The organism is Mycobacterium sp. UNC410CL29Cvi84, from assembly GCF_000686745.1.
In the GTDB taxonomy this organism is placed as follows: Bacteria; Actinomycetota; Actinomycetes; order Mycobacteriales; family Mycobacteriaceae; genus Mycobacterium; species Mycobacterium mucogenicum_B.
Genome location: NZ_KK366011.1, coordinates 201,689 through 215,511 on the forward strand (window position 1 = coordinate 201,689; position 13,823 = coordinate 215,511).

Consider the following 13,823-nt stretch of genomic DNA (forward strand, 5'->3'; position numbering starts at 1 on the left):
GCGGTGACAGTATTTGGACGATGAGGCAAGTTCAATGACCGATACGGCGTCAAACTTTGCCGATTCACCGGCATCTGGAGCGGATGCGTTCTCCGAGATCCTCGACACCGTACGGCTGCGCGGTCAGGACGTCGTTCGTTATGCACCCCGTTCCGTGCCGTTCACCATCGCGATGCCCGGGCAACGACTGCTGCATATCGTCGAGCACGGCGACGTCCGGCTCCGGGTGAGCGATGGCGGTCCGGCGATCACCCTGCACGACGGTGACCTCGTGCTGCTGGCCCGGGGTGACCGGCACCAGCTGCAGGCGGGCCCGAGTGTGCCGGTCCGCGAAACCGTCGATGCCGACCGCTACACCGACGAAGGCGAACTCCCGCAACAGGATTCGCCGCGCTGGGTGACCGGGACGTTCGCGGTCGACGACGCCGTCGCTGATCCGCTGTTGTCGGTGTTGCCCCCGGCCATCGTGGTGTCCGGTGGCGGCGTCGATCGGGAGTGGCTGGAGGTCAGCCTGCGGCTGCTGGTGGCAGAGGTCGCGGCGCCGCGGCCCGGCTCGGCGGTGATGATCTCGCGCATCCTGGACCTGCTGTTCATCCACACCCTGCGGGCCTGGTCGCGCGACGCCGCCGCGCCGTCGGGCTGGCTGACTGCGGCGCTGGATCCGGTACTGGGCCAAGTGCTTTCGGCTGTTCACCAGGACCTGGCGCGGCCGTGGTCGGTCGCCGAACTCGCCCAGATGGCCAACCTGTCACGGACCGCGTTCGCCGAGCGGTTCACCCGCCTGCTGGGGTGTCCGCCCGCCGGCTACCTCATCGACCGCAGGCTCGACCGGGCGGCGCAGTTGTTGCGGACCGATACCGCGTCGGTCGCCGCCATCGCGGCGGCAGTGGGTTACACCTCCGAGGCGGGCTTCAGCCGGGCGTTCAGCCGACGGTTCGGGGCCCCGCCGCTGCGCTGGCGCAACACCGTCGGCCGCGCGGACTGACTCGTGAACTTGGGATCGGTAGCCGGCCGGCCCCGGTGTGATTGCTCCAACGACGCCGACAACGAGCGTCCGAGCAACCTGAGGAAGGAATCACCATGAAGCTCCCCGCCGCCATCGAACGGCACGTCAACCGCTTCGACCGTCAGCAGAGCCTGATCATCGCGATCAGCACCGGCCTGTTGGCCTTCTGGTCCGGCTACCGCGTCGCCTGGTCGCTGTACCTGACCATGACCTACGACTTCCTGTTCGGCTCGCTGGTCTTCCAGATCGCGCTGTGGGGCGTCATCGGTGCTGCGGCAGCGCTCGCGTCGTTCGCGTTCTACAACCGCTACCGCACCGCCGACCAGCCCGGCACTCAGCCGAGCAGCGTCGACCCCCAGTAGTCCGACGAACCATCACGCACACCCGGCGGGCAGGCGAAGATGCCGCTGCCGGTGTGCGTGATGTATTCGTTCAGGGCGTCGTTGTCGGACAACTTGGTCTGCATCGGGATGAACGACTCGGCCGGGTTGCGGACGAACGCGATGAAGAACAGACCCGCATCCAGGTGGCCGAAACCGTCTGAGCCGTCGGTGAAGTTGTAGCCGCGGCGCAGAATCTGGGCGCCGTTGTTGGCTTCGGGGGAGGCCAGCCGCACGTGCGAGTCGACGTCGATCAGCGGGGCGCCGTCGGCGCCCTTGCTCTCGAAGTCCAGCGGGGTGAACTCGTCGGTGTACCCGTTCGGGGCACCGCTGCCCTTCTGGCGGCCGATCACCCGCTCCTGCTCGGCCAGTACCGTGCGGTCCCACGATTCGATGAGCATCCGGATGCGCCGGCTGATCAGATACGACCCGCCCGTCATCCAGGCCGGTCCGTCGCCATTCGCGACCCAGACGTGCTTGTCGATGGCCGACGTGTCCTCGGCCTTGAGGTTGTTGGTTCCGTCCTTGAACCCGAACAGGTTTCGCGGTGTGGACTGGTTCCGCGTGGTCGACGACGTGCGGCCGAACCCGAGCTGCGAGTACCGCACCGCGACGGTGCCGAAGCCGACGCGCGCCAGGTTGCGGATGGCGTGCACCGCGACCTGCGGATCATTGGCGCAGGCCTGCACGACGATGTCGCCGCCACAGCGGGCCGGGTCCAGCTTCTCGTTGCGGAACTTGGGCAGGTCCACCAGATGCGCCGGTCGCTGCGCGTCGATGCCGAACCGGTCCTTGCCGTCCTTGCGGAAGAAGCCCGGGCCGAAGCCGATGGTCAGCGTCAAAGCAGAGGGCGAAAGGCCAAGGGCCTCACCGGTATCCGCCGGCGGGGCGTACGGATTGAGTCCGATGGCCCCGTGGGCGACGGCCTCTTCGCCGAGCGTCATGCGCTCGGCCATCTCGGTCCACTTCTTCAGCATCGCCACGACGTCGGCCTTCTTGTCCGTCGTGACGTCGAAGGTGGCGAAGTGCATGCGGTCCTGCGCCGCGGTGACGATGCCGGCCTGGTGGGTACCGCGGAACGGCACCGGCTTACCTAGTGTGTCCTCGACGACGGCCGCGGAGGAGCGGCCGGCCAGCGCACCGGTGGCGGCGGCGCCGACGACGGCGGCCGTCACCCCGGCGGCGCCGAAGAGCTTGCGCCGGCTGAGCCCTCCGGACGCGGTCACGGTGGGCTCAGCGGCTGCCGGCTGGGGCTCACTGCTTGGCGACGACACCCTGCACCTCGCTGACCTCCTTGCTCAATGCATCGACGGCACGCGAAAGTTCTTGCCGCTCAGGCTCGGTCACCTTGTCGTACGAGATGAAGCCGTCGCCCTGGCGCCACTTGTCCAAAAGCTTCTGGACATTCTCGAAGGCCGCCTCGACGTCCTTGCCCAGCTGCGGGTTGCGCTCGTCCAGGATCGGGTCCACCGAGCCGACCGCGGTGCGCGAGCCCTCGATGTTGGCCTGGATGTCCCAGAGGTCGGTGTGGCTGAAGATGTCTTCTTCGCCGGTGATCTTGGTCTTGGCGATCTCGTCCAGCAGCTCCTGCGCGCCGCCGGCGATCTTGGTGGAGTCGATGGTCCACTTCGGATCCTTGACGCCGGCGTCGAGCTCCTTGACGTCGGCGACCAGCTGGTCGGCCAGGGCGTTGGCGTCTGGCTGCAGGCCGGTGACCCACAGCTGCTTCTCCAGGACGTGGAAACCGGTCCACTTGTCGCCCGGCTTGACGTCGGCTTCGCGCAGGTCGATCCGCGGGTCCAGGTCGTCCGGGAACGACTCGGCGACGGGCTCGATGCGCTCGTAGAAGGTGCGGGCCTTGGGGTACTGCGCCTTGGCGCCGGCGACGTCGCCCTTCTTCACGGCGGCGGCGAACGCCTCGGTGGCGGGCACCAGGGCGGTGGTCTGCTCGACGACGTACTTCTTGTAGAAGTCCGCGGCTTCCTTGAACTTGCCGGTGTCGTCGATCTTGACGGTGTCGCCGGTGACGGTGAAATCACCGCGGATGCCGTCGCCGACCATGCCGGGCTTGCACGCGGTCTTGTAGGTGCCGGCTTCGGGCAGCTGCACGATCAGCTTGCGCTGCAGGCCGGGGGAGACGTTCTCGATCTCGCCCATGACCTTGTCGCCGGGGCCATAGACGTAGAACTCGGTGACCTTGGTGCCGTTGTTGGTCACGACGAAGGTGCTCGTGCCTGTCTTGGCCGACGTCGCCGACAGCTTGCAGGCGTCGTCGGTGGCGGTCACGGTGATCTCGCCCGAGGCGGACTTGTTCTCGTCCGTCTTGGAGGAGCACGCGGAGACCGCGGTCAGACCGGCGAGCAGGGCCGCGGAGGCGGCCAGGCCGGTCTTGACGTTCAGGGCAGCGAGATTCACTTGGCGGACCTTTCGAGGGTGGCAGCAGGGGCGGGTTTGGCTGCGACGGGTCGCAGGAACAGCGTCAGGACGACCACGAGGTACGCCAGCCAGCAGACGAACTGCAGGATCGAAGGGGCCGGGCTGATGTTGAAGACGCCCTGGATCACCTGGCCGTACCACGACGACCAGTTGAACGCGCCCGTCATGTCGAAGGCCTTGGCGCCCAGCCCGGGCAGCCAGCCGACGGTCTGGAGCGCGTGGATGGCGTACGACAGGATGCCCGCGGCGACGACGACGAGGAACGCGCCGGTGTACTTGAAGAACTTCGCCAGGTTGATCCGTACCGCTCCGGCGTACATGCCGTAGGCGACGACGACGGCGATCAGCAGGCCGATCACGAGCCCGGCCAACGGCCACGCGGTCGACGCGTTGGCGTAGCCGACCATGAACAGTGCCGTTTCGACGCCCTCGCGGCCGACGGCCAGGAAGGCCAGGGTGGCGACGGCAATCCCGCCGGTCTCCAGGGCGCGCGCCATATCGCTGCGCAGCTCGCCGGAGATGGTGGCGGCGGCCTTTCGCATCCACAGCACCATGGTCGTGACGATGATCACCGCGACCAGGGACGCGACGCCGGCGATGGCCTCAGCTGCCAGGCCGGAGATGGTGTTCTCGCTGAGCTGGATGGAGAGGAAGACAGCGATGGTCATCGCGATGGCGCCCGCGACCCCGAGCCAGACCCACTTGAGGGCGTCACGCCGGTCGGACTTCACGAGGAAGGCGATGAGGATGGTGACGACAATCGCAGTTTCGAGGCCTTCACGGAGCCCGATCAGCAAGCTGCCAAATAGCTGTGAGGAAATGCCGGGGCCCGCGGCGACCAGCGCTGTCGAGACCGCGAAAGTGGTGGTCATTCGCAATCCTTAGATAGACTAAACGGCAACACAGGTTTGCCTTGCCAAAGGAAGGCAAGCCAACCTTATCAGCGGATGGGCGACCGTCGTACTGTCGTGCCGGAAAGCTTGTGCTTCGGAGTGCACTCAGCGCGGCATGCGACGATGGCGGGACGACGAATCCGTCGAGAATCTCTGGGTATAGGGGAGTACCGGTGTTGCGAGCGCGTTGGCTGCGGGCGAGCGCTGTTGTCTCCGCGACGGCGCTCCTGATGGCCTCGAGCTGCTCATTTCAGCCCGGCTACCTGCGCGGAGTGCCGCCGCCGCCCGGGCCTGCAGTGCCCCCGATCAACACCCATGTGAAGGGCCGCGGCGCCGATCAGCTGCGTGACTGGGCCGAGCATCTGGCACCGCCGCTCGGCATTCCGGTCATGGCGCTGGAGGCCTACGGGTACGCCGCGCGCGTGGCCGAGGTCGAGAACCCCAAGTGCCACATCGCGTGGACGACGCTGGCGGGCATCGGCATGGTCGAGAGCCACCACGGCACCTACCGCGGCGCGACCATCGCCCCGAACGGCGACGTCACGCCCCCGATCCGCGGCGTGCCACTCGACGGCACCATGAACAACCTGCGCATTCCGGACACCGACTCCGGCGGCTTGGACAGCGACGACGCCGTCGACCGCGCCATGGGGCCCATGCAGTTCATCCCGGATACGTGGCGGTTGTACGGCGTCGACGCAAACAACACGGGCTTCGCCAGCCCCGACAACATCGACGACGCGGCGCTGTCGGCGGCGGGTTATCTCTGCTACCGCGGCAAGGATCTATCCAGCCCGCACGGCTGGATGGACGCGCTGCACGCCTACAACATGTCCGACGACTACGCCCGCGCCGTGCGGGACTGGGCGACGGCGTACGCCAACGGGCACCAGCGATAGGTTGCGATAGGTACCGGTAGCTGCCGCACTTCTACTACGGGCACCGTTTAGGCTGATGGGCGTTCGCACGAGTCCGTGACGCCAGAGGGAGACCCAAGTGCCAATCATCGAACAGGTCGGAGCCCGCGAGATTCTCGACTCTCGGGGAAATCCGACGGTCGAGGTCGAGGTCGCTCTGACCGATGGAACCTTCGCGCGCGCGGCGGTGCCGTCGGGTGCGTCGACCGGTGAGCACGAGGCTGTCGAGCTGCGCGACGGCGGCGCTCGTTACCTCGGCAAGGGCGTCGAGAAGGCCGTCGAGGCAGTGCTCGACGAGATCGCTCCCGCCGTCATCGGCCAGGCCGCCGACGACCAGCGCATCATCGACCAGGCCCTGCTGGACCTGGACGGCACGCCGGACAAGTCGCGCCTCGGCGCCAACGCCATCCTCGGCGTCTCGCTGGCCGTGGCCAAGGCCGCCGCCGACTCCGCCGGCCTGCCGCTGTTCCGCTACATCGGCGGCCCGAACGCCCACATCCTGCCGGTGCCGATGATGAACATCCTCAACGGTGGTGCGCACGCCGACACCGGTGTCGATGTCCAGGAGTTCATGGTCGCCCCGATCGGTGCCCCCACGTTCAAGGAATCGCTGCGCTGGGGCGCCGAGGTCTACCACTCGCTCAAGTCGGTGCTCAAGAAGCAGGGCCTGGCGACGGGCCTCGGTGACGAGGGCGGTTTCGCGCCCGACGTCGCCGGCACCCACGCCGCGCTCGAGCTCATCAGCACCGCCATCGACGCCACCGGCCTCAAGCTGGGCAGCGACGTGGCGCTGGCCCTGGACGTCGCGGCCACCGAGTTCTACACCGACGGAACCGGTTACGCCTTCGAGAAGCAGACCCGGACCGCCGAGCAGATGGCCGAGTTCTACGCCTCGCTGCTCGATGCGTTCCCGCTGGTGTCCATCGAGGACCCGCTGTCGGAGGACGACTGGGACGGCTGGGTCGCGCTGACCAACGCCATCGGTGACCGCGTCCAGCTCGTCGGCGACGACCTGTTCGTCACCAACCCGGAGCGGCTGGAAGAAGGCATCGAGAAGGGCGCCGCCAACGCGCTGCTGGTGAAGGTCAACCAGATCGGCACGCTCACCGAGACGTTGGACGCCGTCGCCCTGGCGCACGCCGCGGGCTACAAGTCGATGATGAGCCACCGCAGTGGCGAGACCGAGGACACCACCATCGCCGACCTGGCCGTCGCCTGCAGCTGTGGCCAGATCAAGACCGGTGCCCCGGCCCGCAGCGAGCGCGTCGCCAAGTACAACCAGCTGCTCCGCATCGAGGAGACCCTGGGCGACGCCGCGCGGTACGCCGGCGACCTGGCGTTCCCGCGTTTTGCGGTGGAAGCCAAGTAGTTTCGCGGGTCTGACCTACCGACATGGCCGATCCCAAACGGCGTTCCCCCGCCTCTCGCCCCGCCAAACCCGGCGAGGCGAAGCGGGGGCGTGCCGGGGCCGGCACGTCGGCGGCCAAGGCGGGTAACCGGCCCAAGGCTGAGCCGCGGCGCGTCCCGGAGAACCTGCCGGTTCCGGTCACCGAGCCCATCCGGCAGGCCTATGCGGAGTCGGTCGAGCACCATGCCGAGCAGCGGCTGGGGTCGGCGGCGCGGCGCGCGGCGATTCTCGCCGTCGTGGTGTGCGTGCTGACCCTGACCATCGCCGGGCCGGTGCGGACTTTCTTCGCGCAGCGCACCGAGATGCAGCAGTTGGCCACCGCCGAGTCCCAATTACGTTCGCAGATAGCCAATTTGGAGCAGCAGAAGGTGAAGTTGGCCGACCCGGTGTACATCGCCGCGCAGGCCCGTGAGCGGTTGGGCTTCGTGATGCCGGGCGACATCCCGTATCAGGTGCAACTGCCTCCCGGCGCCGTCACGGCACCCGTCGCGCCCGCGCCGTCGCCCACCGCCAAGAGCAACCAGCCCTGGTACACCGCGCTGTGGCACACCATTGCCGATCAGCCCCACGGACTGACGCCGGCACCGGCCGTCGTCCCGCCCGGTCCGGACGGGGTCACCCCGGACCCTGACGTACCCCCGACCGATGTGCCCGCACCTCAGGCGCCGCCCGGTGGTTGACGCTGCTGATCTCGAAGCCGTTGCGGCCCAACTGGGGCGGGAACCGCGTGGCGTCCTGGAGATCGCCTACCGCTGTCCCAATGGTGAACCCGGCGTGGTCAAGACCGCGCCGCGGCTGCCCGACGGAACCCCGTTCCCGACGCTGTATTACCTGACCCATCCGGCGCTGACGGCTGCCGCCAGTCGCCTGGAGTCGTCGGGCCTGATGCGCGAGATGACCGAACGCCTGCAGGCCTCCGAGGAACTGGCGGCGGCGTACCGGCGCGCGCACGAGTCGTTCCTCGCCGAGCGGGACGCCATCGAGTCGCTCGGCACGACGTTCTCTGGCGGCGGGATGCCCGACCGGGTCAAGTGCCTGCACGTCGTGATGGCGCATTCGCTCGCAAAAGGCCCGGGCGTCAACCCCTTTGGTGACGAGGCGCTGGCATTGTTGGCAGTCGAACCGGCGATGGCCGGGATTCTGGATCCGAAGGTGTGGGTGTGAGTTCGCGCGTCGCTGCTGTTGACTGCGGCACCAACTCGATCCGTCTGCTCATCGCGGACGTCACCGACGGCCGGTTGCAGGACGTGCACCGCGAGATGCGGATCGTCACCCTCGGTGAAGGTGTCGATGCCACAGGCGAATTCGCGCCCGCCGCGCTGGCCCGCACTGAAGCGGCGCTGGACGACTACGTCGAGGTGATGCTGGCGCACGACGTGTCCAAGGTGCGGATGGTCGCGACCTCCGCGGCCCGCGATGCCGGCAACCGCGACGAGTTCTTCGCCATGACGGCACGGCAACTGGGCCGCGTGCTGCCGGGTGCGGTCGCGGAAGTCATCACCGGGACCGAGGAAGCCGCGTTGTCGTTCCGCGGCGCCGTCGGCGAATTGGACCCGGCCACAGGGCCTTTCGTCGTCGTCGACCTGGGTGGCGGCTCGACCGAGGTGGTGCTCGGCGGTTCCGGTGCCGAGGCCGCCGACGTGGTGGCCAGCTTCTCGGCCAACATCGGCTGCGTGCGTCTCACCGAGCGCTGCCTGCAGACCGACCCGCCCACCGCCGACGAGGTCGCGGCCGCGCGTGCCGTCGTTCGCGAGAAGTTGGCGGAGGCTCTGGGCGTCGTGCCCATCGAAGGTGCCCGGACATGGGTCGGTGTGGCCGGCACGTTCACCACGGTTGCCGCCCTGGCGCTGGGGCTACCGGAGTACGACTCCGAGGTGATTCATCTGTCCCGCATCGGAATTCCCGACGTGGTCAAGGTGTGCGACGAGCTGATCGCGATGCCGCGGGCGCAACGCGCCGAACTCGGCCCCATGCACCCGGGCCGGGTGCCGGTGATCGGCGGCGGATCGATCGTCGTCGAGGAATTGGCCCGCGAATTCGGTCAGCGGGCGGGGATCACGGAATTGGTGGTCAGCGAGCACGACATCCTGGACGGCATCGCGCTGTCGGTCTGAGTTCCTGCGACTCCTTCAGCAACCGTATCCGAGTGTGCGGCCGAAACTAAGCGGTTACGTGGGGTCGAGTTCAAAGCCGGGTTCAGACTGGCTTTCAATTTCGACGATTCCCCAGTCGCCCTCGACGGTGAAAATCGGTCCATCAATTGTCAGGCTGTCGATGTTGCCCAGATCCTCCTCGCCCGTCGCGTCGACATATGTATTGAATGATCGCTGTTTCCACTCAACTCTCGTCACATTCGTGAACTTGAGGTGCCCTTTTCTGTAGCAGTACTGCTCGTTGGGGCCGGGTTCACGGTAATCAGGATGTCCTGGAGTTAGTACCGCATCGAGTTGAAATGTAATGGCGTCGGGTTGTTCCTTAATTGCCAGGACATAACTGTCTTCGAGGTAGACGTTGCGAAGATCGGGAATTTGGCTGTATTCGGTAATGGTGTCACCAGTCCCATTGGATCGGAGTGTGGTTATCTGGACTATTTCTTGTTACCGGGTTTCCGGACGGATCGATTCGTTGCCCGGTTGCGTCCCGGAGCTCGACGTGTGGCATTTCGCTACCTGGGGTGCGCGGGCTTCCCTGCTTGATGGTCATCCGGACAACGCCATTTTCATCGACATACTTAGGAGGGCCATTGGGTGTTTGGGTCTTTGTCCAGCCCTGCGAAAGCGCATAGTCTTCGAGTTCGCTCGCTTTCGGAGTGTTTCCGCCTTCAAAGTATTCGGAGAGTTTACCTTTCGGGACTGGCTTCGGAGCGGGTTTTGGTTCCTCGCCCTTTCCCTTCTTCCCAAGATTCTTGATGCGTTCCAGGCCTTTTCGGACGCCCTGCACGTCGTGGACCTTCTTCACGCCCGACTTGATGTTCTTCGAAATCTTCCAGGTTTCGATGAACCCGCGGATGATCCCGGCGTATTTCTTGATCGACGCGGCGGCTTTGGCGGTGGCGGCGAAGGCACCGACTCCCGCGCTGAGAAATGCCGTCGCGATGCCGATGGCGGCGCTGATCGCGAGCTCTTCAACGAGGTCTTCGACGGTCTCCTTCATCTTGGTGCGGAGCTCATCGAGCGACGTCTTGTATTCGGAGCATGACTGGGCCAGTTCAGCGCAGCTACCGAGGATCGCATCGGCGGCTCGGTGCAGTTCATCGAGGTCTTTGACGATGTAGTCGACCTCGGGCGACTTGGTATCCCGGAACTTCGCAGCGTTACCGCTGAGTGCCGTTACGACTGCTGTCGTGCCTGGGCCCGTGGCGAGCTGATTCCAGGCAGTCGATGCCTTGTCGAGCTTGTCGGTGTCACCGTCGGGCACGGGAATGCCAATGTGCTCGAGTACGCCGATGTTCTCGATCAAACCGGTTCCGGGGCCGCCCGCCGACGGTGGCGTAGTCAGTTCGCCGGCGACACTTGCTGGGTCGGCGGGACGCACCGGCGGCGCGCCCTTTCGAGTCGGGTTCGCGTTGTACTCGGCCATGGCGTGGTTGTAGCCCGCCTGGATGATGACGCCGCCGTAGTTCTCCAGTGCTTTCGTCAGGTCGTTGACCGCACCGAGCACATCGGCGGCCCGGCTGTCGTAGGACTGGGCCCAGGCTTTTCCGTCATCGGTACTTCCGGCCATCGAGCCTGTCTCGCCCAGCGTTGCGACGCTGGTTTTGAACGCGTTGTAGACAGTGCCGGCCTTTTCATAAAGGCCCTTGCCAACGTCGTAGTAGGTCTGTGGATCGACGTCTTGAGTCACGTCAGCATCGACACGTTCATTGCGGCCGCCTCGGTGTAGTTGCGGTGAGCGTTGTGCGCGGCCTCACGTAAGCCGGTCAGCGCCTCCCGCATTTCTGCTGCCGCCGCGACCCATTTATCGTGCTGGGCCCGGTGCGCGTCGGCGGCATCGCCGGACCAGCTGGTGTGTAGGTGAGCGACCTGTCCGTCGATCCGCGCGGTGACGGTCTCGGCATGCCGTTCGAACGCTTGCAGCTTTTCGACGAATCGCTCGAGTTCGTTCAGCTCGACCTTGTACCGCATCACAGACCCATTTCTGCAGTGAGATGGGGTGATGCGGACCGCACCACGTGGCCGGATTCTTCGTCCTGCTGTGTGTAGAGCACGGCCGCTTGATTCAGCTTTTGTGCGGACTCGGTCACCGACTGAACGACCTTGGTGGCTCCGTCGTGCCACTGCTCCCATAGCGCGGTGTAGGCACTCGCGGCTGAGCCTTTCCAGCCGTGTGCGATGTCCTGCCATTCGCGCTCGAGGCGTGCCAGCTCTTGTCTGAGTTCCGCCGCATCAGTGCTCACGCCCTGTGCCGCGTTCAAAGCCGCGTCGGTATCTACCGTCAGCTGTTTCACTGCGCCCCTATTGGCGTCAAAGACAAGTCCCCTCAACAATCTTAAGAGAAGCGACGGGCCGGCCCCTGCGCCAAAATTTCAGGTGGCTGATGCCAGACACACGCAGTCGAACGACGAAAATCCCCCTCCGGCGCGTCAAGTTCGCACCAAAGGGGGATTCGTAAACGACTGGCCTCTACCGCAACACGACGTGCGTCCTAGCTCGTCGCGTTGGGATAGAAGTGGTAGCTAGACCTTGCAGTTCGGGCGGTTGTGGCAGTGGTGTCCGTCGCGGCAGGCGTTGCACTGACAGCCACAGGTCGACACGTTCTTGGTGGAAACCTTCATTACTGATCACCCCTGTTGTCTCGGCTTATCGAGATATGACTACCTCACCATAGTTCGATCGCGGGGCGGAGTGAAGGTCGCAGAGGGGCCTGGACGGTGCCATGACAGACCGACGGCCGGAACCAGTCCTCGTGAGACTGACTTCCGGCCGTCGGCAGGGGGGTGATTCAGTTGGCTGTGTCGTCCGACGCCTGGACCATCGGGGCTGCCGGAGCGGCGGGCGCACCCAGCTGGCGGGCGACGAAGTCCGCGGCCTGGTTGGCCATGCCGTTGAACTTGTAGGCACTGTGGGCGGAACGATCCAGGCCGCCGCCGCAGATCGGGTCGCCGGGGGCGCACAGCTGGATGGTCTTGCCGGCGTAGGCGCTGCCGATGTTGATGGCGGGCGCGGTGCGGTCGGCGACGCTCAGCACGAACGGGCTGGGGGTACCGAACAGGACGACGGCGGCGACGTGCGACGCGACCGAGGCAGGCATCGGGCCGGAGATGCCGGCGGGCAGGACGAATCCGGCGGGAACGCTGCTCATGGTGCTGTAGCCGGCGACGGCCGCGCCCTGCGAGTAACCACCGATCACGATCTTGGTGGCGGGGCACGAGGCCGCGATGGACTCGATGCGGTTGGTGGCGTCGGCGACGCCGTCGGCGGCTGCACCGAAGTCCAGCGAGGCCGGGTAGTTCACGCCGTAGGCGTCGATGTTGCGGCCGGGCATCCGGGCGTTCAATGCGTCGACGAAGGCTTGGCCGGTGGCACCGACGCCAGGGCCTTCGAAAGTGCCGCGGGCGAAGACGACCTCGACGTTGGCACAGGAGTCGTCGGCGGCGTTGGCCGTGGCGACCGGGCCGGCGATGGCGCCGGCGATGATCGTGAAGGCGGCCACGGCGGTCAGTGCCACCTTGCCGGCCGCGTTACGAATGGCGCTCATGTTGTTTTCCCCGTCCCTTGGAAGTACCAGTTGCCTGGTATAAGCCGAACGAGCGAGCTGCGATTCCGGCGGGCGGTGTGACGTACCGCATACGTAGGGCAACTAAGCATCGGGGATGATCTGCGGGCTCTGATGCGTTGGCCTCGGGCCGCGCAAATCAGGGTGTCGTCGTTCGCGCCACGGGAAGCGCGGTTGGTGGACCCGGTGGCGGATAAAAATCAGTCGAACTGTGTGCGCCGAATTGTGAGGATGAAGCCGTGATCGACGACTGGCACAGCATGAACCTGGCGAACTGGGAGGCGCGGGTACCGCTGCACACGGCGCCCGACGGATACGATCTGGCGGCCTTCGACGACCCCGAATACCTTTCGGCCGTAGTGCGTTACGACCTGCCGCGGCTCGGGCGGTTGGACGGCAGCGACGTGGTGCACCTGCAGTGCCACATCGGGACCGACACGGTGTCGCTGGCCCGGCTCGGCGCCCGGTCGGTCACCGGCCTGGACTTCTCGCCCGCCGCGCTCGACGCGGGCCGCGCCCTGAGCCGTCGGGCCGATGCGGACGTGCGCTTCGTCGAATCTGATGTAGACGGGGCGGTCAGCGCGCTCGGTGCGGCGTGCTGCGACGTGATCTATACCGGCATCGGCGCCCTGTGCTGGTTGCCCGACATCCGCCAGTGGGCGGCCGTCGTCGCTGATCTGCTGCGGCCGGGAGGCCGGCTGTTCATGCGTGAGGGCCACCCGGTGCTGTGGGCGATGTGCGACCCCCGACCCGACGGACTGCTGGTTCTGGAATACCCGTACTTCGAGACGGCGGGAACGGTTTTCGTCGACGACGAGAGCTACGCGGGCTCGGGTGTCATCGCGGCGCCGGAGTCGGTCAACTTCAACCACGGTCTCGGGGAGATCTTCACCGCCCTCACCGCGGCCGGACTTACCGTCACCGCGCTGGAGGAACACCGCGAGGTGCCATGGAACCCGTTGGGCGAGGCGATGATTCCCAGCCCTGATTTCGCGGAGGAGTACGTGCTCGCCCACGGGCGTGACCGGGTGCCGATGACCTACACCCTGCAAGCGGTGAAACGCTGAC

Annotated in this window: 16 protein-coding genes; 8 read left to right on the forward strand and 8 right to left on the reverse strand. The window is 66.4% G+C overall.

What is annotated here, in order from left to right; translation table 11 throughout:
- Nucleotides 1–34: 34 nt before the first annotated feature.
- Together BR47_RS0127925 and BR47_RS31690 are read left to right on the forward strand one after the other, a co-directional pair.
- Entirely contained in the window at nucleotides 35–985 is a 951-nt protein-coding gene (locus tag BR47_RS0127925; RefSeq protein WP_020099109.1) for an AraC family transcriptional regulator, read from the forward strand.
- A 95-nt stretch (nucleotides 986–1,080) separates the two neighbouring features.
- A complete protein-coding gene (locus BR47_RS31690) occupies nucleotides 1,081–1,368 on the forward strand; it encodes a hypothetical protein (RefSeq protein ID WP_036427936.1) in 288 nt (95 codons plus the stop codon).
- Here the strand turns inward: BR47_RS31690 and efeB are convergent.
- From efeB to efeU, 3 genes are read right to left on the reverse strand one after another with little or no spacing between them, the layout of a single operon-like run.
- The gene (gene efeB, locus BR47_RS0127935) at nucleotides 1,341–2,612 is read right to left on the reverse strand and encodes an iron uptake transporter deferrochelatase/peroxidase subunit (protein WP_036428039.1); all 1,272 of its coding nucleotides are present in this window, start codon (nucleotides 2,610–2,612) and stop codon (nucleotides 1,341–1,343) included. The genes BR47_RS31690 and efeB overlap by 28 nt on opposite strands.
- Before the next feature lie 28 nt (nucleotides 2,613–2,640).
- A complete protein-coding gene (gene efeO, locus BR47_RS0127940) occupies nucleotides 2,641–3,801 on the reverse strand; it encodes an iron uptake system protein EfeO (protein WP_081831421.1) in 1,161 nt (386 codons plus the stop codon).
- Nucleotides 3,798–4,694 (reverse strand): iron uptake transporter permease EfeU, encoded by an 897-nt coding sequence (efeU, locus tag BR47_RS0127945; protein WP_029121496.1) that lies wholly within the window; start codon nucleotides 4,692–4,694, stop codon nucleotides 3,798–3,800. The genes efeO and efeU overlap by 4 nt, the downstream gene beginning before the upstream one ends.
- Before the next feature lie 194 nt (nucleotides 4,695–4,888).
- Between efeU and BR47_RS0127950 the strand changes: the two genes are divergently transcribed.
- From BR47_RS0127950 to BR47_RS0127970, 5 genes are all read left to right on the forward strand, one after another.
- The gene (locus BR47_RS0127950; RefSeq protein WP_036427938.1) at nucleotides 4,889–5,614 is read left to right on the forward strand and encodes a lytic transglycosylase domain-containing protein; all 726 of its coding nucleotides are present in this window, start codon (nucleotides 4,889–4,891) and stop codon (nucleotides 5,612–5,614) included.
- 97 nt (nucleotides 5,615–5,711) lie between these two features.
- The gene (gene eno, locus BR47_RS0127955) at nucleotides 5,712–7,001 is read left to right on the forward strand and encodes a phosphopyruvate hydratase (RefSeq protein ID WP_020099115.1); all 1,290 of its coding nucleotides are present in this window, start codon (nucleotides 5,712–5,714) and stop codon (nucleotides 6,999–7,001) included.
- 23 nt (nucleotides 7,002–7,024) lie between these two features.
- Nucleotides 7,025–7,720 (forward strand): FtsB family cell division protein, encoded by a 696-nt coding sequence (locus BR47_RS0127960; RefSeq protein ID WP_029121498.1) that lies wholly within the window; start codon nucleotides 7,025–7,027, stop codon nucleotides 7,718–7,720.
- Nucleotides 7,713–8,204 (forward strand): DUF501 domain-containing protein, encoded by a 492-nt coding sequence (locus tag BR47_RS0127965; RefSeq protein WP_029121499.1) that lies wholly within the window; start codon nucleotides 7,713–7,715, stop codon nucleotides 8,202–8,204. Before BR47_RS0127960 ends, BR47_RS0127965 begins: the two co-directional genes overlap by 8 nt.
- Nucleotides 8,195–9,154: a Ppx/GppA phosphatase family protein gene (locus BR47_RS0127970; protein WP_029121500.1), complete on the forward strand. Its 960-nt coding sequence runs from the start codon at nucleotides 8,195–8,197 to the stop codon at nucleotides 9,152–9,154. The genes BR47_RS0127965 and BR47_RS0127970 overlap by 10 nt, the downstream gene beginning before the upstream one ends.
- 54 nt (nucleotides 9,155–9,208) lie before the next feature.
- Here the strand turns inward: BR47_RS0127970 and BR47_RS33935 are convergent, their stop codons facing one another.
- From BR47_RS33935 to BR47_RS0127995, 5 genes are all read right to left on the reverse strand, one after another.
- Nucleotides 9,209–9,391, reverse strand: coding sequence for a hypothetical protein (locus tag BR47_RS33935; RefSeq protein WP_231506797.1), 183 nt, complete (start codon nucleotides 9,389–9,391; stop codon nucleotides 9,209–9,211).
- Nucleotides 9,392–9,590: 199 nt separating this feature from the next.
- The gene (locus BR47_RS33940; protein WP_051635058.1) at nucleotides 9,591–10,883 is read right to left on the reverse strand and encodes a WXG100-like domain-containing protein; all 1,293 of its coding nucleotides are present in this window, start codon (nucleotides 10,881–10,883) and stop codon (nucleotides 9,591–9,593) included.
- Nucleotides 10,880–11,164 (reverse strand): WXG100 family type VII secretion target, encoded by a 285-nt coding sequence (locus BR47_RS0127985; protein WP_029121502.1) that lies wholly within the window; start codon nucleotides 11,162–11,164, stop codon nucleotides 10,880–10,882. Before BR47_RS0127985 ends, BR47_RS33940 begins: the two co-directional genes overlap by 4 nt.
- Nucleotides 11,164–11,487, reverse strand: a complete 324-nt coding sequence (locus BR47_RS0127990) for a WXG100 family type VII secretion target (RefSeq protein WP_029121503.1) — start codon at nucleotides 11,485–11,487, stop codon at nucleotides 11,164–11,166. Before BR47_RS0127990 ends, BR47_RS0127985 begins: the two co-directional genes overlap by 1 nt.
- Before the next feature lie 494 nt (nucleotides 11,488–11,981).
- Nucleotides 11,982–12,737 carry a cutinase family protein gene (locus BR47_RS0127995; RefSeq protein ID WP_020099119.1) on the reverse strand — a complete coding sequence of 252 codons (756 nt, stop codon included), beginning with the start codon at nucleotides 12,735–12,737 and terminating at the stop codon, nucleotides 11,982–11,984.
- A gap of 257 nt (nucleotides 12,738–12,994) precedes the next feature.
- Here BR47_RS0127995 and BR47_RS0128000 point away from each other — a divergent pair, with 257 nt between their 5' ends.
- On the forward strand, nucleotides 12,995–13,822 hold the full coding sequence (locus BR47_RS0128000; protein WP_029121504.1) for a class I SAM-dependent methyltransferase: 828 nt from the start codon (nucleotides 12,995–12,997) through the stop codon (nucleotides 13,820–13,822).
- Nucleotide 13,823: the final 1 nt, after the last annotated feature.

Excerpts from the sequence above, each read along its gene's own strand:
- BR47_RS0127925 (WP_020099109.1), top strand. The coding sequence starts at position 35 with ATGACCGATACGGCGTCAAACTTTGCCGATTCACCGGCATCTGGAGCG.
- BR47_RS31690 (WP_036427936.1), top strand. The coding sequence starts at position 1,081 with ATGAAGCTCCCCGCCGCCATCGAACGGCACGTCAACCGCTTCGACCGT.
- efeU (WP_029121496.1), bottom strand. The coding sequence starts at position 4,694 with ATGACCACCACTTTCGCGGTCTCGACAGCGCTGGTCGCCGCGGGCCCC.
- BR47_RS0127960 (WP_029121498.1), top strand. The coding sequence starts at position 7,025 with ATGGCCGATCCCAAACGGCGTTCCCCCGCCTCTCGCCCCGCCAAACCC.
- BR47_RS0127985 (WP_029121502.1), bottom strand. The coding sequence starts at position 11,164 with ATGCGGTACAAGGTCGAGCTGAACGAACTCGAGCGATTCGTCGAAAAG.
- BR47_RS0127995 (WP_020099119.1), bottom strand. The coding sequence starts at position 12,737 with ATGAGCGCCATTCGTAACGCGGCCGGCAAGGTGGCACTGACCGCCGTG.